Here is a 23,850-nt window from a genome sequence, read left to right as displayed (position 1 = left end):
CCCATGCGCTCCTCCCTCCCGCGGCTGTTCGCCGCCGCCAGCCTGACGTTCGCGCTGGTGGCGTGCGGCATCAAGGGCAGCCCCCGCGCGCCCCGGCCGGCGCCGCTGCCCGCGCCCACGGCGGAGACGATTCCCGCGCAGCAATCGCCACGCGGACCCGTGGAGCCCTCCGGCCCCACGGTGCCTCCGTCCACCGTGGACGCCGGGCTGCCCGAGTGAGCTTCTTCCACCACCAGAAGGGCGTGCTGCACGCCGAGAAGGTGCCGCTGCCCGCCATCGCGGACGCGGTCGGCACCCCCACGTACGTCTACTCCACCGCCGCGCTCACGGAGCGCTTCCAGGCGGTGACGGAGGCGTTCCAGGGGCAGAAGCACCTCATCTGCTACTCGGTGAAGGCCAACTCCAACCTGGCCATCCTGGGCCTCTTCGCCAGGCTGGGCAGCGGCTTCGACATCGTGTCCGGCGGCGAGCTGGCGCGCGTGAAGCAGGCCAGCGGCGAGCCGGGCAGGACGGTGTTCGCGGGCGTGGGCAAGACGCCGGACGAGATGGCCCAGGCGCTGTCCCAGGGCCTCCTGCTCTTCAACGTGGAGAGCGCGGAGGAGCTGGAGGCGCTGGATGCCGTGGGGCGCAAGCTGGGCAAGCGCGCGCCGTTCGCCCTGCGCGTGAACCCGGACGTGGACGCGCGCACGCACCGCTACATCTCCACCGGCCTGAAGACGTCCAAGTTCGGTGTGCCCTTCGAGGAGGCGGTCGCCCTCTACGCGAAGGCGAAGAAGATGAAGGGGCTGAAGGCGCTGGGGCTGGACTGCCACATCGGCTCGCAGCTCACGCGCACCGCCCCCATGAAGGCTGCCCTCACCAAGGTGGCGGACCTCTACGTCACGCTCAAGGACCGGGGCCACGCGCTGGAGTACCTGGACGTGGGCGGTGGGCTGGGCATCACCTATTCGGATGAGACGCCGCCCAGCCCCCAGGAGTACGCGCGCACGGTGCTGAACGCGACGGAGGCCACCGGGGCCACGCTGCTCCTGGAGCCGGGGCGGGCGCTCGTGGGCAACGCGGGCGTGCTGCTCACGCGCGTGCTGTACCGCAAGCCCACGGAGGCGCGGACCTTCGTCGTCGTCGACGCGGGCATGAACGACCTGATGCGCCCGGCCCTCTACGAAGCGCACCACGACCTGCAGCCGGTGGTGAAGCGCCGCGGCCGGGACGTGGAGGTGGACGTCGTGGGGCCGGTGTGTGAGTCCACGGACGTGCTCGCGCGGGCGCGCCCCCTGGTGCTGCCCCGCCAGGACGACCTGTACGCCTTCATGAGCGCCGGGGCTTACGGGATGAGCATGGCTTCCACCTACAACTCGCGGCCCCGGCCGGCGGAGGTGCTGGTGGACGGAGCGGCCTGGCGTGTCGTACGGGAGCGCGAGCGCGTCGAGGACCTCTGGCGCGGTGAGCGGGCCTGAACGTATAAGCGCCGGAATGAAGACCTTCGAAGGCTCCATGACGGCGCTGGCGACTCCGTTCCTCGACGGCGCGCTGGACGAGGGGGCCTTCCGGGCCCTGGTGCGCTTCCAACTGGACGGCGGCACGAACGTGCTGCTGCCCATGGGCACCACCGGCGAAGCCGTGACGATGGACGCGGACGAGCGCGCGCGCGCCATCGCCGTCGTCGTGGACGAGGTGAAGGGCCGCGTGCCGGTGGTGGCGGGCGCGGGCAGCAACAGCACGCGTGAAACCATTGATTCCGTGCGCCGCGCGCGCGAGGTGGGCGCCGACGGCGCGCTCATCGTCACGCCCTACTACAACAAGCCCACGCAGGCGGGCCTGGTGGAGCACTACCGCGCCATCGCGAAGGCGCACCCGGGCTTCCCGCTCATCGCCTACAACGTGCCGGGCCGCACGGGCGTGGACCTGCTGCCGGAGACGGTGCTCCAGCTGTGTGACATCCCGGAGGTCGTGGCGCTGAAGGAGGCCACGGGCAACCTCATCCGCGCGGTGGACCTGGTGGAGAAGTGCGGCGACCGGATGACCTTCCTGTCCGGCGACGACTTCACGGTGCTGCCCTTCATCGCGTGCGGCGGCAAGGGCGTCATCTCCGTGTCCTCCAACGTCGCGCCCCGCATGATGGCGGACCTGGTGGCGGCGGCGCGGAGCAACGACATCGCGAAGGCGCGCGGCCTCCAGGTGCGGATGAACGCACTGCACCGGCTGCTCTTCGTGGAGTCCAACCCCATCCCGGTGAAGTGGGCGCTGCACCTGATGGGCATGTTCGGCCCGGAAGTCCGGCTGCCGCTCGTGCCCATGGGCGAGGCGAACGCCGCGAAGTTGAAGGCCGAGCTGTCCGGGCTGGGCCTGCTGAAGGCTTGAAGGGAAAGCGCGCCATGACCCGCACCGTCATCACCGGCATCTCCGGCCGCATGGGCAGCACGCTGGTGCGCCTGGCGAAGGCCGCCAGCGACCTTCCGGTGGTGGGCGCCACGGTGCGCCCGGGCAGCCCCCTCTCCGGTCAGGACGCGGGGCTCGTGGCCCGGCTGGGCGCGCCGCTGGACGTGATTGCGCACGACGACCTGGGCCGCGCGCTGGACGGCGCGAAGGCGGACGTCGTCGTGGACTTCACCGGCCCGGAGGCCACGCTGCAGCACGCGCGCATCTGCGCCGAGCGCGGCGTGGCGCTGGTGGTGGGCACCACGGGCTTCACGCCGGAAGGGCGCGCGCAGCTGGAAGCGCACGCGAAGCGGATTCCCATTGTCGCGGCGCCCAACATGTCCGTGGGCGTGAACCTGGTCATCCGCATGGCGGCGGAGCTGGCGCGCGTGCTGGGCCCGTCGTTCGACGTGGAGGTGCTGGAGGCGCACCACCGCATGAAGAAGGACGCGCCCAGCGGCACCGCGCTCAAGCTGGCGGAGGTGCTGATGGACGCGCTGGGCCGCACGAAGGACGACCTCACCTTCGCGCGCGAGGGGCAGACGGGCGCCCGCCCGCCGGGTGAGATTGGCGTGCAGGCGCTGCGCGGCGGGGACGTCGTGGGCGAGCACACGGTCTACTTTTTCGGCGAGGGCGAGCGCATCGAGCTCACCCACCGCGCGACGAACCGTGATCAGTTCGCGCAAGGGGCGCTGAGGGCCGCGCGCTGGGTGGCGGGCCGCGCTCCGGGACTCTATGACATGGCCGACGTGCTCGGCCTCCAGGGGAAGACATGACCGCCCGTTACTGCCGCTTCCAGGTCGAGGGCCGTGCCAGCTACGGCCGCGTCGACGGCAACGAGGTGGTGGTGCTCACCGCCGCGCCGTGGGCCGGCGGCAAGGAGACCGGCCTGCGCCGTTCGCTCAAGGGCCTCACGCTGCTCACGCCGTCGGACGCGTCGAAGGTCGTCTGCATCGGCCAGAACTACCGCAAGCACGCGGAGGAGATGGGCAAGCCCATCCCCACGGAGCCGCTCATCTTCACCAAGCCCTCCACCGCGCTCAACGGCCCGGGTGCGCCCATCCGCCTCCCCAAGGCGAGCCAGGAAGTGCACTACGAAGCGGAGCTGGCGCTCGTCATCAGTGAGCGCCTGAAGAACGCCGACGAGGCCACCGCCGCGCGCGCCATCTGGGGCCTCACCTGCTTCAACGACGTCACCGCGCGCGACATCCAGCGCAAGGAAATCCAGCACACCCGCGCCAAGGGCTACGACACCTTCGCCTGCGCGGGCCCCTGGGCCGTGACGGGCCTGTCCCCCGCGGACCTGCGGGTGGTGTGCCGGGTGAACGGACAGGTGCGCCAGGATGGCCGCACGTCCGACATGGTGTTCAGCCCCGCCCGCCTGGTCTCCTTCATCTCCCACATCATGACGCTGCTGCCCGGCGACCTGGTGAGCACGGGCACTCCGTCCGGCGTGGGCGCGCTCAAGGCCGGGGACACGGTGGAGGTGGAGCTGGAGGGAATCGGAACCCTGGTGAACCCGGTTGAGATGGAGCCTTGAGCGCTACCGTCTATGTAGGACTGGGTTCCAACGAGGGCGACCGCGAGTCCCACCTCGTGGCCGCCCTTGCCGCGATGTCGTGCATCGACGCGGTGTCGGTGCTGGGCTGTTCCTCCCTCTATGACTCGGCCCCGGTGGGGCCCGCGCAGCCGCGCTTCCTCAACGCCGTGGTGGCGCTGGAGTGCGACCTGACGCCGCAGCGCCTGCTGTGCATCCTCCAGCGGATTGAGCAGGACCTGGGCCGCCGCCGGATGCAGCGCTGGGGCCCGCGCACCATCGACCTGGACATCCTCCTGTGGGACGAAGAGGACCACTCCGTCGTCGCGGACGCGAACCTCCAGGTGCCCCACCTTGAACTGCACAAGCGCCGCTTCGCGCTGGAGCCCCTGGCGGAGCTGGCCCCCGACGCCCGCCACCCGGTGCTGGGCGTGACGGTGCAGGAACTGCTCGCGAAGCTCGCCCCCCAGGACGTCCGCAAGCGCGAGGCCCTCTTCTGGCCCGACATGGGCGCCCGTTTCCCCGTCCACGAACTATGAGCCTGTCCCTCGTCCTGGCCACGACCGCGCTGCTCGCGGCCGAGCCCACCTCCCTGCCTCCCGGCCACCCCACGATTCCGCCCGGCACCCAGGCGTCGCCTACCGGCATGGGCGCCGCCCCCAACGGCGCATTGCCCGCCGGCCACCCCACGATGCCCGCGGGCTCCCCCGTGGCGCCGGGCACGCCGCTGCCGTCGGGCCACCCCACGGTGGACACGAACAAGCTGCCGCCCTCCGCCGAGGAGCTGATGAAGCAGCTCGACTCGTCCGAAGGCCTGCGCGAGCGGGAGAAGACCTTCGAGATCGCCTCGTCGCTGGGCAAGCTCTACTACATGAACGGCCGCAACGCGGAGGCGCTGTCCTACCTGGGCCAGGCGCAGGCCAAGGCGGACGGCGCGCGCGCGCTGTTCCTCGCGTCCCGCAAGAAGCTGGGCAATGCCGCCATCCCCACCCCGGAGGCCGCCAACTGCGGCTTCACGCCGGGCCAGGCGCTGGACTCCATGGCGGCCGTGGCGCAGGCCCGCGCGAAGTCCGGGGACGCCGCCGGCGCCGCCGCGTGCGCCCTGGCCGCGCTGGTGCCCGCGCTGGACGTGGACGTGCTGCGCGGCAACGCGCTGTACCTGAGCGGTGACAGCGCCAACGCGCTGAAGGCGTACGCGCGGGTGCTGGAGGTGGCGCCCCGCCACGAAGAAGCGCTCTATGCCCACTCGTCGCTGCTCTTCGAGACGAAGGGCGAGGACCTCCAGGCGCTCAAGTCCGCGCGCGAGGGCTTCGACGCGCTGGTGACGTCGCACCCGGAATCCCAGCGCGCGGCCATGGCCCGCGAGCTGAGCGTGCGCATCGAGGAGACGGTGAAGGCCGGCGGCCGGAAGAAGTGGCTCGCGTCGCGCGCCGCGGACCGCAAGGTGCGCCTGTCCCAGTCCACCGCGCAGGCCGCCGCGATGCCGTCGGACGCGCCGCGCCCGCTGTCGCCGGAGATGGTGGACGCGGTGAAGAACACCGAGCGCACGCCGGAGCTGGAGGCGGGCCTCACCAAGCTGGTGGATGAAGGCGAGGAGCACCTGGCGCGCGGCCGCTACCAGGAGGCCCTGGCCAACTACACCCGCGTGGTGCCCTTCCAGCCGGAGAACGGCCGCGCCAAGGCGGGCATGGCCTGGGCGCTGGTGGGCCTGGGCCGTCCCATGGGCGCGCGCGTGTGGAGCGTGGCGCTGGAGTCCGACGCGGGCGCGGTGGAGAAGCTGGGCGACACGCTGCTCGCCAAGGGCGACGCGAAGGGCGCCAAGGCCCTCTGGGAGAAGCTGGCCCAGGACGTGCCCAACTACCCCAACAAGGCCGCGCTGCAGGCGAAGCTGTCGCAGTAGCTAGACGAACTTCGCCGCCAGCAGATCCTGGACGTCGAGCAGGCCCACCGCGCGGCCCTCGACGTCCACCACGGGCAGCTGGTCCACCCTCAGCTCGCGCATCTGCGTGGCGGCGGTGAGCACCAGCGTGTCCGGGGTGATGCAGCGCGGGCGCTTGCCCATCACCTGCCGCACCGGCACCTCGAAGTCCGTGTGGCCCCGCTCCACCAGCCGGCGCAGGTCTCCGTCCGTGAAGATGCCCTCCAGCTTCCCGTCGCGGTCCACCACGCACGCGGCGCCCGGCCGGCCCGGCGTGTTGGTCATCACCACCACCGCCTGGGACAGCCGCGCGGTGTCCAGCACCAGCGGGTTCGCGGGGCCCGTGCGCATCAGCTCGAAGACGCGCAGCACGGAGCGCCCCAGCTTTCCGCCCGGGTGCAGCAGCGCGTAGTCGTCCCGCCCGAAGGGGCGCGAGCGCAACAGCGTCATCGCCAGCGCGTCGCCCACGGCGTGCAGCGCGGCCGTGGACGCGGTGGGCACCAGCCCCATGGGGCAGGCTTCTTCAATCCGGCCGATGTCCAGCACCACCTCCGCGCCCTTCGCGAGCGGGCTGTCCGCGTCCCCGGTGAGCGCCACCACCGGCGTGCCCATGCGCTTGAAGAGGGGCAACAGGCGCAGCAGTTCCTCCGTGCTGCCGCTGTTGGACAGCGCGAGGATGACGTCGCCCGCGCCCACGCGGCCCAGGTCTCCGTGCACGGCCTCCGCGGGGTGGAGGAACACGGAGCGGATGCCGGTGGACGCCAGCGTGGAGGACAGCTTCTGGCCGATGTGGCCCGCCTTCCCCATGCCCGTCACCACCACCTGGCCCGGGCAGTCGCGCACCAGCTTCAGCGCGCGCAGGAACGCGTCCCCCAGCCGGTCCGTGACGCCCAGGATCGCGCGGGCCTCCGCCTCCAGCACGCCGCGCGCGTACGTGAGCGCGGCCTCGTCATCCGCGTCCCGGGCCCGAGGATTGACGGGCGCAGGGGACGGCGCGCGGCCGGGGAGGGCACGCAGTTTGGGCTTCTTGGCGGTGGAGCGGGGAGCGCGGGCCATGGATGGGCGCTACCTCTACTCCGCCACGCCGTGGGCGGCCATCCTTGACGCATGGGGGGGCCTGGGCTACGGCCTGCCCGCCCGGCCGCCCGTGGCCGGGGAAACCTTCTTCACCACCGGAAACCGAGGGGACGGCATGAAGTTCTTCATCGACAGCGCGGACGTCGGCGAAATCCGCAAGGCCCACGAAATGGGCTGCGTGGACGGCGTCACCACCAACCCGTCACTGCTGGCCAAGGTCGGCCGCAACCTGGAAGAGACCATCCGGGAGATCTGCTCCATCGTGGACGGTCCCATCAGCGCCGAGTGCGTGTCGCTGACGGCCCCGGAGCTCATCAAGGAAGGCCAGGGCCTGGCGAAGATCCACGACAACGTCGTGGTGAAGATTCCCATGGGCGTGGAGGGCATGAAGGCCGTCAAGGCGCTCACCGCCGACGGCATCCGCACCAACGTCACCCTCTGCTTCTCCGCCAACCAGGCCCTGCTGTGCGCCAAGGCCGGCGCCACGTACGTGTCGCCCTTCGTGGGCCGGCTGGATGACATCTCCCAGGACGGCATGGAGCTCATCGCCCACATCCTGGAGATCTACCAGAACTACGACTTCACCACGCAGGTGCTGGTGGCCAGCGTGCGCAACCCCGTCCACGTCCTCCAGGCCGCGCGCCTGGGCGCGGACGTGGCCACGCTGCCCTACAACGTCATCACCCAGCTGGCGAACCACCCCCTCACCGACGCGGGCATCCAGAAGTTCCTCGCGGACTGGGAGAAGGTCCCCAAGCAGGGCAAGCCCGCCGGGAAGTAGCCACCCGGGCTTCCGAGCCTCCCCCTCGCCGTTCCGGTGTCCCTGGAACGACGGGGGGACCCTCGCGGGGGCTGGCGCCTGGACGGCGGGAGCGGTATGGCAGGAGGAGCGGATTGATATTTGAATCAACCCTCCCGGAGCACGCCCCATGGATTTCCAGCTCAGCGAGTCCCAGCGCGCCTTGCAGGACGCCGCGCGCAAGTACGCCCGTGACGTGGTGCGCCCCAAGGCCCCGCACTACGACGAGACCTCCGACTTCCCCAAGGACCTCATCTCCGCGGCCTTCGAGCTGGGTCTGCTCAACATGGCCATCCCGTCCGAGTACAACGGCGTGGGCCTGACGCACCTGGAGCAGGTCATCGTGTGCGAGGAGCTGGCGTGGGGCTGCGCGGGCGTGGCCACGTCCCTCATCGCCAACGACCTGGCCAACCTGCCCATCATCCTCCACGGCACGGACGACCAGAAGAAGCGCCTGCTGGCCCCCTTTGGGGAGAAGCTCAAGCTCAGCTGCTTCTGTCTCACGGAGCCCGCCGCGGGTTCGGACGTGGCGGCCATGGGCACCACCGCGCGCCGCGAGGGTGACGAGTACGTCCTCAACGGCAGCAAGTGCTTCATCACCAACGCCGGCTACGCGGATCAGTTCACCGTGTTCGCCACGCTGGACAAGGGCAAGAAGCACAAGGGCATCACCTGCTTCGTCGTGGAGGGCCGTCCGCAGGGCCTGACCACCGGCAAGCACGAGAACAAGATGGGCCAGCGCGCCAGCAACACCACCACCGTCACGTTCGACGAGGTGCGTGTCCCGGTGGCCAACCGCATCGGCGAGGAGGGCGAGGGCTTCAAGATCGCCATGGCCACGCTGGACAACAGCCGCCCGCTCACCGCGAGCATCTCCATTGGCATCGCCCGCGCGGCGCTGGAGCACTCGCTGGAGTACTCCGCGCAGCGCCAGACGATGGGCAAGCCCATCCGCGAGCACCAGGCCGTCCAGTTCATGCTGGCGGAGATGGCCATGAACACCCACGCCGCGCGCCTGCTCACCTACGAGAGCGCGCAGGTGCTGGATGAAGGACAGCGCAACACCCTCCAGTCCAGCTATGCGAAGTGCTTCGCCGCGGACATGGCCATGAAGGTCGCCACGGACGCCGTGCAGGTGTTCGGCGGCTACGGCTACATGAAGGAATACCCCGTGGAGAAGCTGATGCGCGACGCCAAGCTCATCCAGGTCTACGAGGGCACGAGCCAGGTGCAGCGCCTGGTCATCGCGAAGGAACTGTTCAGGTAGAAAAGCAAAACTGTGCCCGGCGGGGCTTTCCCGTTGCCGCCGCCGTGTGCGGATGTCTATTACTCCGGCCCTGATGCGCGACGCGTCAAGCCGCCCCGATTTCCAAACACTCCCCACTGAGGAGAGCCCGCCGTGAAGATTCTCGTCACCGCCAAGCGCGTGGAAGATCCCGAGTCGAAGATCAAGGTGAAGCCGGACGGCTCGGACATCGTGAAGGAGGGGTTGAAGTACAAGATCAACCCCTTCGATGAAATCGGCGTGGAAGAGGGCCTGCGCCTGGCCGCGGCCCATGGCGGCGAGGTGGTGGTCGTCTCCATCGGGCCCAAGGAAGTGCAGGAGCAGCTGCGCCACGCGCTGGCCATGGGCGCGCACAAGGCCGTGTGGGTGAACCACACGGGCCCGCTGGATCAGCTGGGCATCGCCGGTCTGCTCCAGAAGGTCGTGGAGCTGCAGAAGCCGGACGTCGTCCTCCTGGGCAAGCAGTCCATCGACGACGACCAGAACCAGGTGGGCCAGTACCTGGCCGAGTTCCTGGGCTGGGGCCAGGCCACGTTCGCCTCCAAGGTGGAGTCGCTGGAGAGCGCGGAGGAGAAGGCCAAGGCGCCGGCGGTGAAGCTGACCGCGGACAAGAAGAGCGTCCAGGTGGTGCGTGAAGTGGACAACGGGCTCGCGACCCTGGAGGTCCAGCTGCCCGCCATCGTCACCACGGACCTGCGCCTGAACCAGCCGCGCTACGCCAGCCTCCCGGGTATCATGAAGGCGAAGAGCAAGCCCATCGAGGAGCTGACGCCGGAGAAGCTGGGCGTGGACGTGACCCCGAAGATCCAGGTGCTCAAGCTGGCGTCGCCTCCGGCGCGCAAGGCGGGCATCAAGGTGCCGGACGTGGCCACCCTGGTGGAGAAGCTGCACAACGAGGCGAAGGTCGTCTGACCGCGCTCCCAACCCTTCCAACGATTCCGGAGACAGACACCATGTCCATCGTCCTCATCGTCGCCGAGCAGCAGCCGGACGGGAACCTGCGCAAGGCCTCCCTGAACGCCATCGCCGCGGGCAAGCAGCTGGCCGACAAGGCCGGCGCCGAGCTGCACCTCGTCCTGTTGTCCAAGGACCCGTCCAAGCTGGCGGAGGAGCTCAAGGGCTCCGGCGCCAAGGCCATCCACACCGCCGCCGCTCCTGAGTTCGAGCACTACCTCGCGGAGGTCTACGCCCCCGTCATCGCCGGGCTGGCGCAGGAGCTGAAGGCCACCTTCGTGGGCGCGGCCTCCACGGCGCAGGGCAAGGACCTGCTGCCGCGCGTCGCCGCCCGGCTGAAGGCCGCCATGGCCACCGACATCACCGCCATCAACGGCGGTGGCGCGGACATCACGTTCACCCGTCCCATGTGGGCCGGCAACGTGTTCGCCGAGGTGAAGCTCAACACGCCGGTGCAGGTCATCAGCATCCGCGCCACGGAGTTCTCGGTGGTCGCCGGCGCGGGCGCGTCCGCGGAGGTGAAGTCCTTCCAGCCGAAGCTGGAGGCCTCCAAGACGAAGTTCGTGTCCTTCAACGAGGTGAAGAGCGCCCGTCCGGAGCTGACCGAGGCCAGCGTGGTGGTGTCCGGTGGCCGCGGCACCAAGGGCGACTTCAAGGAAGTCGAAGCGCTGGCGGACCTGCTGGGCGCCGCGGTGGGCGCGTCCCGCGCGGTGTGCGACGCGGGTTGGGTTCCCAACGACCTGCAGGTCGGTCAGACGGGCAAGGTCGTCGCGCCGAAGCTGTACATCGCCGCGGGCATCAGCGGCGCCATCCAGCACCTGGCCGGCATGAAGTCCTCGAAGACCATCGTCGCCATCAACAAGGATCCGGAGGCGCCCATCTTCCAGGTGGCCGACTACGGCCTCGTGGACGACCTCTTCAAGGTCCTGCCCGCGCTGCGCGAAGGCATCCAGAAGCTGAAGTAGTCCGCACCGCCGTCTGACGGCGGGCCGTGACACCGTGGGGCGCGTCACCGGGACATCCCGGGGCGCGCCCTTCGTCATTTCCGACGGAGCCCTACAGCTCGATGTCGGTGTCCTTGCCGGGCTTCTTCTGCGCGGGCGGCTCCGACGGCTCGGCGTCTTCCGGCTCCAGCTCGTGGGGCACCTCCGGCTCCGGCGGCTCGGCGGAGGGCTCGCCCGTGTCGAGCAGGTCGATGCGCTGTCCGTCCTCCACCTGCACGTAGAGGGTGCGGAAGATCCACGCCTCGCCGTTCTTGTCGGCCACGGCGTGGAGGTTGCCGTCCGCCTTGGGGCCGTCCAGCGGGACGGTGAACTCCGCGTGGGTGCGGCCGTTGCGGGTGCTCACCTGGGTGTTGCTGGGGAAGCCGGGCTTGAAGGTGCCGCCCAGGGCCTGCTGCACGTGCGGATCCTCCTGGGCCTCCGCGATGGCGTCCGTGTACGCGCCCATGTCCTTGAACGACGAATAGCCCCAGCCCACGGCGATGGCCGCGAGGCAGAAGCACGAGCCCAACATCCCCAGACAGCCCACGGGCACCGCCCACTTCCAGTTGCGGCTCCACCACCCCTGGCGGGGCACGGGTGCGTAGTCACCCTCGGGCATCGTCGGCGGCATGGGCCCTCCTGGCCTGGACCTGGGGCCGTGTCATAGCCGGTTCCGGACGAAGCGGGGGTGGGGCCTGCACCGGGGACGGGTTTCGGGGGCGCCTTCATGACAGAGTGGGTGTCATGCCCTCTGGTGGCGTCTCGACGGCCGAGCTCGCGGACCTGCTTGCGGCGCTGCCCTTCGGCCACCGGCTGTGGGTGCGCGGCATGGGGCGGTGTCTCTACCCGCTGTTGCGCAGTGGGGACGCGGTGCGGCTGTTGCGCTGCGGGCCGGAGCGGCTGGCGCGCGGAGACGTGGCGCTGGTGCGGCACGGGCCCCGGCTGGCCGCGCAAGTGGTGCTCTCCACGGATCCCTGGGTGACGGAGTCGCTCTTGGGCGGCACCGACGTGGCGGGCGGGGAGCTGGTGGGGCGCATCGTCGCGCTCAAGCGCGGGCGGTGGGTGATGCGGCTGCCCCGGCCCACGCGTCCGGCGCTGTTCCTCCTGCAGCGCACCCTGTCCGGGGTGTGGACGCAGCCCGCGTCCCGGGCGGTGTTCCGCCACCTGCGCGACCTGTTCTCCGGTTGGACGAAGCCGCTGCGCCGCCAGTTCGTGGGCCCGCTCGAAATCCGGCTGGTGCGCCCGGACGACCTGGACCCGCTGCTCGCCTTCGCCACGGAGCGGCTGGTGGTGTCCGGCACCTTCCTGCGCCGGCAGCTGCGCGACCGCTGGGGCCTGCCGCAAGACAGGCGCGTGGGCGCGGCGGCGGGCGCCTTCGATGCCCAGGGGCACCTGCTCGGCTTCGCCTGGGCGGACGACTACCACCAGGAGGGGCTGTCCCTGGATGGCTTCTGGGTGCGCTCGCTGGTGGTGTCCCCCAAGGTGCGGCGCATGGGCGTGGCCACCGCGCTGGTGCGGTGCCTGGTGGAGGAGATCCACCGGCAGGGCGCGGACCGGCTCCACGCGGACATCGACGAGGACAACACCGCCTCCCTGCGGACCTTCTCCGGCCTGGGGTTCCGTCCCGCGCCGGACGCGCTGACCGTCGCCACGAACCAGCAGTGGGACGCGGCCGGGGGGAGCAAGCGACTGGTCGTGCTGGTGCGCCCGCTTCCCGCCTGACGCCCCACGGGGGTTGCGCTTCTCCGGTGGCTGGGCCAAACGGCAGGGCGTCCTGCTTCATGCCGTGGGCAGGGAAGGGTGGAGCCGGTGTCTGAAGGGCGTGAGGGTGCGCAGTGGAAGGCGGACGGAGCGCTGGTGCTCCTCACCGTCTTCTGGGGCCTGACGTTCGTGGTCGTGAAGGACGCGCTCGCGTTCGCGGACCCCTTCACCTTCCTCACCCTGCGCTTCGTGGTGGGCGCGGCCGTGATGGCGCTCATCGCGCGCGGGCGGATGTTCGCGCCCGGCATCCTCTCCAAGGGACTGCTCCTGGGCGTGGTGCTGTTCCTGTGCTTCGTGCTCCAGACGGTGGGGCTGACGGACACCACGCCGTCGCGCGCGGCGTTCCTCACCGGCCTCAACGTCCTCTTCGTTCCGCTGATGTCCATGGTGCTGCTCAAGCGGCTGCCCCGGTGGGGCACCGCCGTGGGCGTGGTGCTGGCGGCGGTGGGGCTGTACTGGCTGACGCGGCCCACCGAGGAGGCCCTGCCGGGGGACCTGGGGGGCTTCCGCCTGGGGGACTGGCTCTCCATCGGGTGCGCGGTAGCGTACGCGGGCCACATCCTGCTCACCGAGCGCTTCGCGACGAAGGACAACGCCGTGGGCCTGGTGTCCGTGCAGCTGGTCGGCGTGGCGGTGATGTCCGCGCTGTGCCTGCCCTTCGTGGAGCGCAAGCTGGAGTGGACCCCGCCGCTCGTGGGGGCGGTGCTCGCGTGTGGCGTGCTCGCGAGCGCGGTGGCCATCCTGGTGCAGACCTGGGGCCAGGCGCGCACCAGCGCGGTGCGCGCGGCGCTCATCTTCGCGCTGGAGCCGGTGTTCGCCTCGGCCTACTCCGTGGCGGTGGGCCGCGAGGTGCTGGGCCCGAAGGAGTGGCTGGGCGGTGCGCTCATCGTCGTGGGCGTCTTCGCGTCGGAGCTGGGCACGGCGGTGTGGGACGGATGGCGGGCACGGGGCCGCACGCCCGCCGCCTGAGCATCCGACGCGGCCCTGGCAGGAGCACGAGCGGCCGGGCCGCGTTATGACAGCGCCCATCCCATGAGCGTGGAGCTGAGACGCAACGGCCTGCACCTGACGGGCACGCCCCTGTCGCTGGACGCGAAGCGCAAGTCGCCGCTGTCCTTCGTCAGCCACGGGCACTCGGACCACATCGCCCGTCACGAGAGCACCATCGCCACCGCGGCCACGCTGCGCTTCATGGCCCACCGGCTGGGGCCAGTGGCGGCCCCGCTGTCCGTGCCGTTCCGCCGTCCGTTCGAACTGGGGCCGCTGCTGTTGGAGCTGCTTCCCGCGGGCCACATCCTGGGCAGCGCGCAGCTGCGCGTCACCCGCGCGGATGGCAAGCGCATCGTCTACACGGGGGACATCAACACCGCGCCGTCGCTCACCGCGGAGGCCACGGAGGTCGCGACCTGCGACACACTGGTCATCGAGTCCACCTTCGGTCATCCGCGCTACCGCTTCCCGCCGCGCCCGGAGGTGCTGGGGCAGGTGGAGACGTGGCTGCGCGCGCAGCTGAACCGGGGCGTGACGCCGGTGCTGCTGGGCTATCCGCTGGGCAAGAGCCAGGAGGCGATGAAGCAGCTGGCCCTGCGCGGCTTCCACCTGGTGGCGCATCCGTCCATCTTTGAAGTCGCGGAGCTGTACGCGGAGCTGGGCGTCCCCATCGAGAGCCTGCGCCGCTACGACGGCCGCGTGGAGCCGGGCGAGGTGCTCTTCTTCCCGCCGCACCTGGCGCGGGGCGGGGCCCTGGCGCCGCACTGGCCCCGGGCGACGGCGGTGCTCACCGGCTGGGCCATGGACCCCGGCGGCGCGCGGCGCTATGGCGCGGACGTGGCCTTTCCGCTGTCGGACCACGCGGACTTCCCGTCCCTCATGCGCTACGTGAAGGACACCGGCGCGCGGGACGTCATCACCTGCCACGGCTTCGCGGAGGAGCTGGCGCAGGCGCTGCGCGACGCGGGCACGGACGCCCGCCCGCTGGGCAAGCCGCAGCAGATGACCCTGTTTTGATTTTGTCGCGGCCGCGTGTTGGAACGGGCGCCCGATATGCCCACTCCTGCTCCCTCGCTGACCGGACACCTGGCCAACGTGCTGCTGTGCACGGACGCTGAACCCAAGCGCTTCGTCACCCGGGAGGTCCCCGAGCTGAAGGTCACCTTCGAAGGCATCGAGGGAGACCGGCACGCGGGCCTCACGCGCAAGGCGGACGTGCGGGTGCCGTGGTTCCCCAAGGGCACGCTCATCCGCAACACGCGGCAGCTCTCCATCGTGTCGCGTGAGGAGATGGTGGAGGTGGCGCGCACGCTGGGCGTGCCGCACGTGCTGGCGTCGTGGCTGGGCGCGAACCTGGAGCTCGTGGGCGTGCCCCGGCTGACGCACCTGCCGCCGGGGACGCGGTTGTTCTTCCCGGAAGAGGCCACACTGGTGATGGAAGGGGAGAACCTGCCCTGCGTGGGTCCGGGCCGCGTGATTGAGGCGCACCACCCGGACATGAAGGGTCTCGCGGGCCGCTTCGTGAAGGCCGCGTGGCAGAAGCGCGGGCTGGTGGGCTGGGTGGAGCGCCCGGGCCTCATCCGCGCGGGCGACGAGGTGCGCGTGATGCTTCCGCCGCCGGTGACGTACTCGCTGCCCTCCGCGCCGTCGTCGGAGGCGGTGGGCTGAGCGTCCCCTGCCTTCAGTGCAGGGACAGGAAGATGCGCAGCTGCCAGGTGTCCTTCGTCACGGTCGGGAAGGAGTCGAAGCGGCTGTGGCGCCGGAAGAAGTTCAGCTGCGAGCCCATCCCCAGGTTCTTGTACACGGGGAGGTCCACCTGCAGCTGGGCCTGGTGCACCCGGTGCGCGCCGCCCGAGCCGTCCACTACCAGCACGTGCAAGGCGCCCGCCTCCAGCGTGACGAGCTCCCAGTCCTCGCGCAGGTACGCCATCTGGAGCTGGAAGCCCAGGCCGGGGCCGTAGTCGTAGTCGCGGCCCTCGTTGCCCTCGCTGTCGGTGTGCTCGGAGGTGACGCCGGTGAGGAGGCTGCCGTCCACGAGCAGCGCGGTCCTCAGCCGGGAGCGGTTGAGGAACCGGTGCTCGTGCAGCAGGCCCAGGTCCAGGGACTGGCCGCCCACTTCATATGCGAGCGTGTCCGTGTAGCCGAGCTGCTGGAGCAGGCCCAGGCGCAGCTCGTCGCGCTCGGCGCTCCAGAGCGTGGACTTCACGAGCAGGCCCTGCAGCCGCGCGTTGGTGACGAGGCTGGTCTCCCGGGTGGTGAACTGGACGCGCGCGTCGAAGGCGTCGAAGGGGCGGTGGAAGTCGCCCCGGTACATGTCGCCGTAGCGCAGGGCGCCCTGGATGAAGAACTGATCCTCGCCCCAGGCCAGGGACTTGCCGTCACCCAGCTTGAGGTAGCCCAGCGAGGCCCAGCCCGCGATGTCGTCCGGCCACCACTCCGTCGGTGAGGGGCCATGGTACGAAACGTCGCCGCGCACCACGCGGTTGATGCCGCGCACAGGGCTGATGGCGCCGGCGGTCAGCTCGCGGACGAAGCGCCCGCGGCCCTGGGCCTCCGTGTCCAGCACCAGCGAGGACAGCCGGTAGAGGGCCTCGCCCATGGCCACGCCGCCCACGGTCGTGTTGATGAGATCATTGGCGGATGGGGGCTCGTTCTCCGCGAACATCTCCCACTGCAGGCTGCCCAGGAAGGTGAGCGGCACCGCGGCCGCGAACGGCAGGCCGTTGTCGCGCGCGGCCGTGTAATAGAGGCTGCCGTGATACGGGTGGGCGAACTGGTTGGTGGAGAAGCCGTCCTGGTCCCAGACGAAGCCGGTGCGGAAGTTCTCCTTCCACACGGCCGCGGAGATGTACGCCCAGTCCTTTTTCGCGATGTAGCGGTCATACGTCCAGACGACCAGGTTGATGGCCGTCACTTCACCCAGCGCGAGCCACGGGTGGGGCCCGGGGTTGTCCCGGATCTCGTCCTCCCTCACGGGCGCATCCGCCGGCAATGCGGCGTACTCCTCGGCCACGGGAGTGCAGGGCTCCCACCGGGTCTCCTGGCCGGGCGATAGCCGCGCCGCGCAGAGTGCCATGACGTTGGACGGGACGGAGCGCACCATGTCCTGTGGCGAACCGTCCGCGGCGGCGACGCAGGCGCGCAGGGCGCACGCCAGCGCCACGCCTCGCGGCAGCCACGGCCCCCGGAGTCCGCCGCGCCATGCCCCCCGCCCGCCGTACCCCATCCGGTCCGCCCGCACCTCCGCGCACGGCCCCATGCCGCGCTTCCGGAAGGTAAGCAGCCAGGTGTTGGAAAGCGCCCCCGGGTCTCACCCTCGAGGGCGACGGCTAGTAGTGCACGGAGACGAAGACGCGCAACTGGTACGCGTCCTTCAGCACGTCCGGGTAGGTGTCGAAGCGGCTGTGTCGGTGGAACCAGTTCAGCTCCGAGCCCAGCCCCACGTGCTTGAACACCGGGATGTCCGCCTGGAGCTGGCCGGTGAACACCTGGTGTGAACCGTCGGAGCCATCCAGCACGAAGACGTGGGAGGTGCTCGCCTCCAGCGTGACGACCTCCCAGGCGCCGCGCATGTACGCGAGCTGGAGGTTCAAGCCCACGCCGGGGCCGTAGTCGTAATTGCGGTGCGCCTTGCCGCTGTGCTCGGAGGAGATGCCGGTGAGGAGGCTGCCGTCCACGAGCAGCGCGGTCCTCAGCTTCGCGCGCTCGTTGAAATGGCGCTCGTGCAGCAGGCCCAGCTGCAGGGACTGTCCGCCCAGTTCGTACGCGTTCGTGTCCACGTGGCTGATCTGCTGGAGGAAGCCCAGGCGCAGCTCGTCTTTCTCCGTCTTCCAGAATGACGATTTGGCGATCATCCCCTGGAGCCGCGAGTGGCTGATGAGGCTGCTCTCCGCCGTGGTGAACTGGACCCGCGCGTCGAAGGCGTCGAAGGGGCGGTGGAAGTCGCCCCGGTACATGTTGCCGTAGCGCATGTCGAGCTGGAGGAAGAACTGGTTCTCGCCCCAGATCAGCGGCTGTCCGTCGCCCAGCTTGAGGTAGCCCAAGGCCCCCCAGATGGACAGCTCGCGCGGCCGCCACTCCGCGGGCGTGGGTTCCTGGCGCGTCACGTCGCCGCGCACCACGCGGTTGAAACCGCGCACGGGGCTCATGCCGGCGGCGACGAGCTCGCGCACGAAGCGCTCGAAGCCCCGGGACTCCGTGTCGAGCACCAGCGAGGACAGCCGGTAGAGCCCCTCGCCAATGGCCATGCCGCCCACGGACGTGTTGATGAGATCGTTGGCGGACGGCGACTCGTTCTCCGCGAACAGCTCCCACTGCGCGCTGCCAAACAGCGTGAAGGGCAGGGCGGCCAGGTAGGGCACGCCGTTGTCGCGCGCGGCCGTGTAGTAGAGGCTGCCGTGGTACGGGTGCGCGAACTGGTTGGTGAGGAAGCCGTCCGCGTCCCAGACGAAGCCCGTGGTCAGGTTCTCCTTCCACGTGGACGGGCTCACCTTCGCCCAGTCCTTGTTCGCGAGGACCCGGTCCCACGTCCAGACAAACAGGTTGATGGCGGTGATCTCCCCCACCGCGAGCCACGGGTGGAACTTCTTCCGGGACGCGTCCTCGCGGACGGTCTCCTCGTTCAGCGGGGCATCCGCTGGCGGCGAGGGCGGCTCGGCCCGCGCGGGAGCGTCAGCGGGAAGAGGAGGGGCGTCCTCGCACCGCTCCTCCTGGGCGAAGGCAGGCCCGCCCAGCAGCAGCCCGCAGGCGAACAGCACGCCACCCAGAGGCCACGGACTTCCCTCTCCGCAGTGCCCCCGTCCGCGCCTGGCTCGCCCCATATCCCGCCCGCCGCACCCTCGCTCGCGGTGCCACGCCGCGTGCCCTGAAGGTAGGGAGCCGGGCGCGGGATGAACGCCTCCCCCGGGGATGAGAGAGGCACGGCTTCCTGCACACAGGCGGCGCACGACATGAAAAGGCCCGGAGGGATGCGCGCGGGGCGCTCCGACCGGGCCTTCTCCTGCTTCAGCTCCCGCGCCGCGGGAGGTGGGGCACTACGCCTCCGGCGACTGGACGATGAGCTTCTCCTTGCCGCACACGTCGCACCGCACGTGCACGAACAGGTCGTCGTCGCTCTCCTCGGGCACCTCGCCCTCGGGCACGCCCAGCTCCGCCTTGCCCAGCGCCGGCACCTTGGCCGGGATGTCCTGCGCCTTGAGCGACTGCACGTAGGTCATCTCGCGCTCGTGGCACTCGCGCACTTCCGGGCCGGACAGCCACTGCGGCTCCATGCCCTCCGGCAGCCGGCTGAGCAGCTCCAGGTTGGTCACGGACTCCGCCAGGTACGCCAGGCGGCGCAGCCGCGCCTCTTCCGGCAGGGCCGCGAACACCTGGAAGCCCTCCAGCAGCGTCTGCCGGTCCTCGCCCGTGGCCGCGTTCGCCAGCTCCAGCGACGCGTCCGCCGACTCCAGCGCCTCGTCCCAGTTGTTCTCCGGGTTGAAGCCCGCCTCCAGCAGCGACGAGTACAGCTGCGCGGCCGCCAGCCGGCGACGCACCTCGTGCAGGTGCTCCACCACCTCGTGCGTCAGGCGCAGCTCCAGCAGCGCCCCCGTGGTGCGGGGATCCACGGAGCCCGTGAGGTCGTCCACCTCCACCTCGGTGCGCAGCTCCGCCTTGAGCTGCTTCGCCGCGGCGAAGCGGAACAGGGGCAGCACGCCCACCTCGCGCAGGTACACCGCCGCGACGTTGGCCTCCTTGCCGCCCATGCGCAGCGCCTTCTGCGCGCGCTCCACCGCGCCGGGGTCCGCCGCGGGCTTCTTGTTCTCCAGCCGCGTCTTCACCGCCTCGCGGTACAAGGTCTCCAGGGAGCTGCCCGGCGGCAGCCGCTGCGGCAGCAGCGGACGCAGGCCCGGCACGTCCAGCACCCAGAGCGGGGGCGCGCCCACGCGCTTGAGGGCGCGGAAGAAGAGCGAGCCCGGCGGATCCTGCGGCCGGAACGGGGGCAGCTCGTCCGGGTGCGGGGAAGCCGCGCCGTCCATCGCGCCGCCCAGGTGCGACTGGCCGAGCATCTTCTCGCGCTGCTCACGGGTGAACGCCGTGATGCCCTGGACCGGCGGGGGCGGCGGCGGCGGGGCTTCCTCGCCGTCCAGGCCCGTCACGCGGTCCATGTCCACGTCGTCCATCTCCAGGTCTTCCAGACCCTTGGCGCCCGTGAAGTCACAGCGCAGGAGCTTGAGCTTCTCGAAGACACAGCCTTCCAGGTTGGCGCCCCGGAAGTCGCAGTCCTGGAGGCGGCCCCCGTGGAAGTAGGCGTTGGTGAGGTCCGTGTCCCGGAAGTTCATCTTCGACAGGTCACAGCGCTCCCACTCGGAGCCCACCAGCTCCAGTCCGGAGAGGTCGGCGTTGGCGGAGAACAGCTGCGTGAACGTGGCGCCCGTCTGGCCGGTGGGCGCCTGGCCGGATTTGCGCAGCTTGTTCCATTCGGCGGAACCGTTCTGCAGCAGCTTCTCGATAGTTGGGGCTTTCGGCATGGACCGCGAATTATTCGTGTGGTCTGGTCCAGGCGCCAGCACAAATGATCGAGTACCGAATCGAAGCCGACACAGTCGGGATGCGGCTGGACAAGCACCTGCGCAAGCGGATGCCCAACGTCCCGGTCAGCCACCTCTTCAAGATGATCCGCACCAAGAAGGTGCGAGTGAACGGCAAGCGCGCGCAGCCAGAGCAGTTGCTTGTCGAAGGAGACGTGCTCACCATCCGCGGCACCGAAGAGCAACTCACCCTCGCGGAGCGTCCGAAATCGGACCGTCCGCCTCCCCCGCCACCACCGGTAGACCCCTCCCGGCTGGTCATCCTGTTGGAAGACGACTGGCTCATGGCCGTGGACAAGCCCAGCGGAATGGCCGTCCATACCGGTAGCGGCATCACCGGGGGCACCCTGGTGGACTACGTACGCGCCTACCTGGGCCCCAAGGCCACCCGCAACGACTTCACCGCCTCACCCGCCCACCGCCTGGACCGGGAGACCTCCGGCGTCATCCTGGTGGCCAAGCGGCGCCCGGCGATGGTGCATTTCACGGAAATCTTCACCCACGGCCACCCGAAGAAGCGCTACCTGACCCTGGTGAAGGGGAAGATGCCCAGGGATTCGGGTGTCATCGACCTGCCGCTCGCCGAGCACCAGCAGACGGCCGAATCCAAGGCCCGTCGGGGAGTGAACATGCAGGAGGCCGTCACCCGGTGGAAGGTCGTGCGCCAGTCGAGCGAGGCAGCCCTCCTCTCCTGCACCATCGAGACCGGGCGCACTCATCAGATAAGAAGACACCTGGTCGCCGTGGGCCACCCGGTGGCGGGTGACAAGAAGTACGGAGACTTCGCCTTCAACCGCGACGTGCGGGCGCGCTGGGGGCTCAAACGTCTGTTCCTGCACGCCGAGCGCATCGAATTTCCGCACCCCGAGGATGACAGGAGGGTCGTCGTGGAGACCCCCATGCCAGCCGAATTGACGGACGTGCTGAAGCGGGCGGCGCTCCTCTAAGCCTTGAGCCCAGGACTCGACACGACACGCATGGCCGACCCGAAGATTGACCGCAGCCGCTCCAAGCTGGTGCTCGACGGCGTTCCGCCCAAGCGCAACATCCTCTTGCGCTTGATGAAGCTCGTCGCCGTGCTGGGCCTCATGGGCGCCACCGCGGGCGTGCTCGCCGTCGTGGGCGCCTACTACGTCTTCTCCGACGGGCTGCCCGCCATCCCGAAGGTGGACGAGTACTGGCCGCCCATCGTCACGGAGGTCTACACCGACGACGCGGTGCTCGCGGGCGAGTTCTACAACGAGCGGCGCAAGGTGGTGTCCTACGAGCGCATCCCCAAGCGGCTGGTGCAGGCGTTCATCGCCAGCGAGGACTCCAGCTTCTTCGACCACTTCGGCGTGGACGTGCTGGGCACCACGCGCGCCGTCTCCAAGACGGTGATGACGAAGCTGGGCCTGCGCGCCGGCGGCGTGCAGGGCGGCTCCACGCTCACGCAGCAGACCGCGAAGGCGGTCCTCATCTCCGCGGAGGGCTACAAGGAGGCCACCGCGAAGACGCCCAAGCGCAAGATTCGCGAGGCCATCCTCGCCTTCCGGCTGGAGCAGGCGCTGACGAAGGAAGAGATTCTCTACCTCTACCTGAACAACGTCTTCCTCGGGCACCACAGCTACGGCGTGCAGAGCGCGGCGGAGAACTACTACCGCAAGGACGTGCGCGACCTGACGCTGGGGGAGATGACGCTCATCGCGGGCCTGCCCCAGGCGCCCAGCCGCTACTCGCCCTTCCTGCGTCCGGAGGCCGCGAAGAAGCGCCGCTCGTACGTGCTGGGCCGCATGCTGGTCGAAGGCATGATCTCCAAGGCCGAGCATGATCAGGCCAACGCGGAGCCCGTGAAGGTGTACCCGGTGGAGGACGTCTTCCACGAGTTCGCCCCGTACTTCGTGGAGCAGGTGCGCAAGGACGTGGTGGACCGCTACGGCAACCCCGTGCTGCTCAAGGAAGGCCTCAAGGTCTTCACCACCATGGACAGCGAGCGGCAGCGCGCGGCGCAGGACTCCGTGCTGGACGGCCTGATGTCCGTGGACAAGCGCCAGGGCTGGCGCGGTCCGGTGATGCAGCTGGCCACCGAGCCTGAGCGCAGCGCCTTCATCGCCAAGGCGAAGAAGGCGATGGGCAAGGAAGAGCTCGTCGAGAACCGCCTCTACATGGGCGTCGTCACCCGCATCGACGACGACGGCAAGGGCGCGGACGTGCAGGTGGGGCCGCACCAGGGCCGGCTGCCGCTGCTCGGCATGCGCTGGGCGCGCAAGGTGAACCCGGAGAGCTACTACCCGGCGAGCATGATCACCTCCGTCAAGAAGGCCGTGGCGGTGGGTGACGTGGTGGTGCTTCGCAACGTGGTGAAGAAGGAGCTCACGGACGACAAGGAGCAGTGGGACAAGAAGCTGGCGGAGGACATCCCCGAGGAGGGCGTGAAGCTCTTCCGGCTGGAGCAGACGCCGGAGGCGCAGAGCGCGCTGGTCTCCATCGACCCGCATCGCCAGTACCTCACCGCGATGGTGGGCGGCTACGACTTCGACGACAACGAGTTCAACCGCGCGTTCCAGGCGTGCCGTCAGCCGGGTTCGTCCTTCAAGCCGTTCGTGTACTCGGCGGCGCTGGAGCAGCTGAACTGGACGGAGGCCACCGTCATCGTGGACTCGCCCATCGTGGAGCACGACCCGGACAACAAGGTGTCGTGGAAGCCGGCCAACTACAGCGAGGAGTTCGTGGGTGACGTGCTGCTGCGCACGGCGCTGGTGAACTCCATGAACATCCCCGCGGTGAAGACGTTCGGCGCGGTGGGCGTGCACAACATGTCGGATTGGTCCAAGAAGCTGGGCCTGACGACGCCCATGAACATGGACTTCTCCGCGGCGCTGGGCTCGTCCTGCGTGTACCCGTTCGACCTGGCCTCCGCGTACGCGACCTTCAACCGCTACGGCCGCAAGAAGCCCACGTACTTCATCCGCAAGGTGGAGGACCGCTTCGGCCGCACGCTGGAGGACCACACCGCGTTCGACGACGCGTGGGCGCCGCTGCAGGACCGCGTGGCCGCGGGCTACGCGCGCCTCTTCGAGCCGGGCGAGCAGGTGATGAGCGCGGAGACGGGCTTCATCCTCACGCACCTGTTGCGCGGCGTGGTGCTCCAGGGCACCGGCGGTCCCGCGCAGAAGCTGGGCAAGCCGGCGGCGGGCAAGACGGGCACGACGAACGACTCCTTCGACGCGTGGTTCGCGGCCTACACCAAGGACCTGGTGACGGTGGCGTGGGTGGGCTACGACCTGAATCCGCACCCGCTGGGCCGCTACGAGACGGGTGGCCGCGCGGCGCTGCCCATCTGGCTCAACTACATGAAGCGCGCGCTGGAGGGCCGGCCCCAGTCGGAGTTCTACCCCTGGCAGTCCATGCAGCTGGCGCGGCTCTACATCGACAAGAAGACGGGCAAGGTGTCCAGCCCCGGAGCCAAGGGCGCGGAGCTGATGTTCTTCAAGAAGGGCACCGAGCCGAAAGAGGCCGTGCCCGACAAGAACCAGGTCGGCGTGGACCAGTTCATGATGGGCGCGCAGTAGCCCGCGCG

Annotated in this window: 22 protein-coding genes; 17 read left to right on the top strand and 5 right to left on the bottom strand. The window is 70.1% G+C overall.

Translation table 11 applies throughout. The annotated features are described in order from the left end of the window. Positions 1 to 3: 3 nt before the first annotated feature. Genes GTZ93_RS14115 through GTZ93_RS14085 form a run of 7 tightly spaced genes read left to right on the top strand, consistent with a single transcriptional unit; the run spans position 4 to position 5,855 of the window. Positions 4 to 219 (top strand): hypothetical protein, encoded by a 216-nt coding sequence (locus GTZ93_RS14115; RefSeq protein WP_120577268.1) that lies wholly within the window; start codon positions 4 to 6, stop codon positions 217 to 219. Next, a complete protein-coding gene (gene lysA, locus GTZ93_RS14110) occupies positions 216 to 1,457 on the top strand; it encodes a diaminopimelate decarboxylase (RefSeq protein ID WP_139917969.1) in 1,242 nt (413 codons plus the stop codon). The genes GTZ93_RS14115 and lysA overlap by 4 nt, the downstream gene beginning before the upstream one ends. A gap of 16 nt (positions 1,458 to 1,473) precedes the next feature. Next, on the top strand, positions 1,474 to 2,361 hold the full coding sequence (gene dapA, locus GTZ93_RS14105; RefSeq protein WP_139917968.1) for a 4-hydroxy-tetrahydrodipicolinate synthase: 888 nt from the start codon (positions 1,474 to 1,476) through the stop codon (positions 2,359 to 2,361). 14 nt (positions 2,362 to 2,375) lie between these two features. Further along, positions 2,376 to 3,194 (top strand): 4-hydroxy-tetrahydrodipicolinate reductase, encoded by an 819-nt coding sequence (gene dapB, locus GTZ93_RS14100; protein WP_120599241.1) that lies wholly within the window; start codon positions 2,376 to 2,378, stop codon positions 3,192 to 3,194. Next, a complete protein-coding gene (locus tag GTZ93_RS14095) occupies positions 3,191 to 3,958 on the top strand; it encodes a fumarylacetoacetate hydrolase family protein (protein WP_120599242.1) in 768 nt (255 codons plus the stop codon). The genes dapB and GTZ93_RS14095 overlap by 4 nt, the downstream gene beginning before the upstream one ends. Then, complete coding sequence (folK, locus tag GTZ93_RS14090; protein WP_120577273.1) at positions 3,955 to 4,494, top strand: 2-amino-4-hydroxy-6-hydroxymethyldihydropteridine diphosphokinase; 540 nt, start codon at positions 3,955 to 3,957, stop codon at positions 4,492 to 4,494. Before GTZ93_RS14095 ends, folK begins: the two co-directional genes overlap by 4 nt. Continuing rightward, a complete protein-coding gene (locus GTZ93_RS14085; protein ID WP_161662815.1) occupies positions 4,491 to 5,855 on the top strand; it encodes a tetratricopeptide repeat protein in 1,365 nt (454 codons plus the stop codon). Before folK ends, GTZ93_RS14085 begins: the two co-directional genes overlap by 4 nt. Here the strand turns inward: GTZ93_RS14085 and GTZ93_RS14080 are convergent, their stop codons facing one another. Then, positions 5,856 to 6,929, bottom strand: a complete 1,074-nt coding sequence (locus tag GTZ93_RS14080) for a KpsF/GutQ family sugar-phosphate isomerase (RefSeq protein ID WP_120577275.1) — start codon at positions 6,927 to 6,929, stop codon at positions 5,856 to 5,858. Between the two features lie 136 nt (positions 6,930 to 7,065). On the opposite strand from GTZ93_RS14080, the gene fsa reads away from it, so the two are divergent. The 4 genes from fsa (at position 7,066) to GTZ93_RS14060 (ending at position 10,953) form a co-directional block, all read left to right on the top strand. Further along, a complete protein-coding gene (fsa, locus tag GTZ93_RS14075) occupies positions 7,066 to 7,731 on the top strand; it encodes a fructose-6-phosphate aldolase (protein WP_014399257.1) in 666 nt (221 codons plus the stop codon). A gap of 148 nt (positions 7,732 to 7,879) precedes the next feature. After that, a complete protein-coding gene (locus tag GTZ93_RS14070; protein ID WP_128799014.1) occupies positions 7,880 to 9,016 on the top strand; it encodes an acyl-CoA dehydrogenase family protein in 1,137 nt (378 codons plus the stop codon). A 132-nt stretch (positions 9,017 to 9,148) separates the two neighbouring features. Beyond that, positions 9,149 to 9,946 (top strand): electron transfer flavoprotein subunit beta/FixA family protein, encoded by a 798-nt coding sequence (locus GTZ93_RS14065; RefSeq protein ID WP_139921565.1) that lies wholly within the window; start codon positions 9,149 to 9,151, stop codon positions 9,944 to 9,946. Between the two features lie 41 nt (positions 9,947 to 9,987). Next, positions 9,988 to 10,953: an electron transfer flavoprotein subunit alpha/FixB family protein gene (locus GTZ93_RS14060; RefSeq protein WP_139921563.1), complete on the top strand. Its 966-nt coding sequence runs from the start codon at positions 9,988 to 9,990 to the stop codon at positions 10,951 to 10,953. Positions 10,954 to 11,044: 91 nt separating this feature from the next. On the opposite strand, the gene GTZ93_RS14055 is transcribed toward GTZ93_RS14060, so the two are convergent. Further along, positions 11,045 to 11,602 carry a cytochrome c oxidase assembly factor Coa1 family protein gene (locus GTZ93_RS14055; RefSeq protein ID WP_139921561.1) on the bottom strand — a complete coding sequence of 186 codons (558 nt, stop codon included), beginning with the start codon at positions 11,600 to 11,602 and terminating at the stop codon, positions 11,045 to 11,047. A gap of 113 nt (positions 11,603 to 11,715) precedes the next feature. On the opposite strand from GTZ93_RS14055, the gene GTZ93_RS14050 reads away from it, so the two are divergent. The 4 genes from GTZ93_RS14050 (at position 11,716) to GTZ93_RS14035 (ending at position 15,390) form a co-directional block, all read left to right on the top strand. Next, a complete protein-coding gene (locus tag GTZ93_RS14050; RefSeq protein ID WP_180946147.1) occupies positions 11,716 to 12,693 on the top strand; it encodes a GNAT family N-acetyltransferase in 978 nt (325 codons plus the stop codon). An 87-nt stretch (positions 12,694 to 12,780) separates the two neighbouring features. Continuing rightward, complete coding sequence (locus GTZ93_RS14045; RefSeq protein WP_257979414.1) at positions 12,781 to 13,701, top strand: DMT family transporter; 921 nt, start codon at positions 12,781 to 12,783, stop codon at positions 13,699 to 13,701. Between the two features lie 63 nt (positions 13,702 to 13,764). Further along, entirely contained in the window at positions 13,765 to 14,739 is a 975-nt protein-coding gene (locus GTZ93_RS14040; RefSeq protein WP_139921557.1) for an MBL fold metallo-hydrolase, read from the top strand. A gap of 36 nt (positions 14,740 to 14,775) precedes the next feature. Then, entirely contained in the window at positions 14,776 to 15,390 is a 615-nt protein-coding gene (locus tag GTZ93_RS14035) for an MOSC domain-containing protein (protein ID WP_121760566.1), read from the top strand. Between the two features lie 13 nt (positions 15,391 to 15,403). Here GTZ93_RS14035 and GTZ93_RS14030 read toward each other — a convergent pair whose 3' ends face one another. The 3 genes from GTZ93_RS14030 to GTZ93_RS14020 all read right to left on the bottom strand — a co-directional run bounded on the left by GTZ93_RS14030 (position 15,404) and on the right by GTZ93_RS14020 (position 20,231). Further along, positions 15,404 to 16,981 carry a DUF3943 domain-containing protein gene (locus GTZ93_RS14030; RefSeq protein ID WP_161662814.1) on the bottom strand — a complete coding sequence of 526 codons (1,578 nt, stop codon included), beginning with the start codon at positions 16,979 to 16,981 and terminating at the stop codon, positions 15,404 to 15,406. Positions 16,982 to 17,051: 70 nt separating this feature from the next. After that, positions 17,052 to 18,479 (bottom strand): DUF3943 domain-containing protein, encoded by a 1,428-nt coding sequence (locus GTZ93_RS14025; RefSeq protein WP_257979066.1) that lies wholly within the window; start codon positions 18,477 to 18,479, stop codon positions 17,052 to 17,054. A 276-nt stretch (positions 18,480 to 18,755) separates the two neighbouring features. Next, positions 18,756 to 20,231 (bottom strand): pentapeptide repeat-containing protein, encoded by a 1,476-nt coding sequence (locus tag GTZ93_RS14020; RefSeq protein WP_167548061.1) that lies wholly within the window; start codon positions 20,229 to 20,231, stop codon positions 18,756 to 18,758. Between the two features lie 44 nt (positions 20,232 to 20,275). On the opposite strand from GTZ93_RS14020, the gene GTZ93_RS14015 reads away from it, so the two are divergent. After that, on the top strand, positions 20,276 to 21,238 hold the full coding sequence (locus GTZ93_RS14015) for an RluA family pseudouridine synthase (RefSeq protein ID WP_121781816.1): 963 nt from the start codon (positions 20,276 to 20,278) through the stop codon (positions 21,236 to 21,238). Between the two features lie 30 nt (positions 21,239 to 21,268). Continuing rightward, entirely contained in the window at positions 21,269 to 23,842 is a 2,574-nt protein-coding gene (locus GTZ93_RS14010; RefSeq protein ID WP_139916605.1) for a penicillin-binding protein 1A, read from the top strand. Positions 23,843 to 23,850: the final 8 nt, after the last annotated feature.

Origin of the sequence: Corallococcus exiguus (assembly GCF_009909105.1) — a bacterium.
Classification (GTDB): Bacteria; Myxococcota; Myxococcia; order Myxococcales; family Myxococcaceae; genus Corallococcus; species Corallococcus exiguus.
Note: the sequence above shows the minus strand (reverse complement) of the source record. Positions and strands in the feature narration are given on the sequence as shown.

What these genes read in the sequence shown, in the direction of transcription:
- GTZ93_RS14030 (WP_161662814.1), bottom strand. Translation starts at nt 16,981, where the DNA reads ATGGGGCCGTGCGCGGAGGTGCGGGCGGACCGGATGGGGTACGGCGGG.
- dapB (WP_120599241.1), top strand. Translation starts at nt 2,376, where the DNA reads ATGACCCGCACCGTCATCACCGGCATCTCCGGCCGCATGGGCAGCACG.
- GTZ93_RS14015 (WP_121781816.1), top strand. Translation starts at nt 20,276, where the DNA reads ATGATCGAGTACCGAATCGAAGCCGACACAGTCGGGATGCGGCTGGAC.
- GTZ93_RS14050 (WP_180946147.1), top strand. Translation starts at nt 11,716, where the DNA reads ATGCCCTCTGGTGGCGTCTCGACGGCCGAGCTCGCGGACCTGCTTGCG.
- GTZ93_RS14010 (WP_139916605.1), top strand. Translation starts at nt 21,269, where the DNA reads ATGGCCGACCCGAAGATTGACCGCAGCCGCTCCAAGCTGGTGCTCGAC.
- GTZ93_RS14055 (WP_139921561.1), bottom strand. Translation starts at nt 11,602, where the DNA reads ATGCCGCCGACGATGCCCGAGGGTGACTACGCACCCGTGCCCCGCCAG.
- GTZ93_RS14070 (WP_128799014.1), top strand. Translation starts at nt 7,880, where the DNA reads ATGGATTTCCAGCTCAGCGAGTCCCAGCGCGCCTTGCAGGACGCCGCG.
- GTZ93_RS14060 (WP_139921563.1), top strand. Translation starts at nt 9,988, where the DNA reads ATGTCCATCGTCCTCATCGTCGCCGAGCAGCAGCCGGACGGGAACCTG.
- GTZ93_RS14095 (WP_120599242.1), top strand. Translation starts at nt 3,191, where the DNA reads ATGACCGCCCGTTACTGCCGCTTCCAGGTCGAGGGCCGTGCCAGCTAC.
- GTZ93_RS14035 (WP_121760566.1), top strand. Translation starts at nt 14,776, where the DNA reads ATGCCCACTCCTGCTCCCTCGCTGACCGGACACCTGGCCAACGTGCTG.
- GTZ93_RS14020 (WP_167548061.1), bottom strand. Translation starts at nt 20,231, where the DNA reads ATGCCGAAAGCCCCAACTATCGAGAAGCTGCTGCAGAACGGTTCCGCC.
- GTZ93_RS14085 (WP_161662815.1), top strand. Translation starts at nt 4,491, where the DNA reads ATGAGCCTGTCCCTCGTCCTGGCCACGACCGCGCTGCTCGCGGCCGAG.
- fsa (WP_014399257.1), top strand. Translation starts at nt 7,066, where the DNA reads ATGAAGTTCTTCATCGACAGCGCGGACGTCGGCGAAATCCGCAAGGCC.
- GTZ93_RS14115 (WP_120577268.1), top strand. Translation starts at nt 4, where the DNA reads ATGCGCTCCTCCCTCCCGCGGCTGTTCGCCGCCGCCAGCCTGACGTTC.
- GTZ93_RS14080 (WP_120577275.1), bottom strand. Translation starts at nt 6,929, where the DNA reads ATGGCCCGCGCTCCCCGCTCCACCGCCAAGAAGCCCAAACTGCGTGCC.
- dapA (WP_139917968.1), top strand. Translation starts at nt 1,474, where the DNA reads ATGAAGACCTTCGAAGGCTCCATGACGGCGCTGGCGACTCCGTTCCTC.
- GTZ93_RS14040 (WP_139921557.1), top strand. Translation starts at nt 13,765, where the DNA reads ATGAGCGTGGAGCTGAGACGCAACGGCCTGCACCTGACGGGCACGCCC.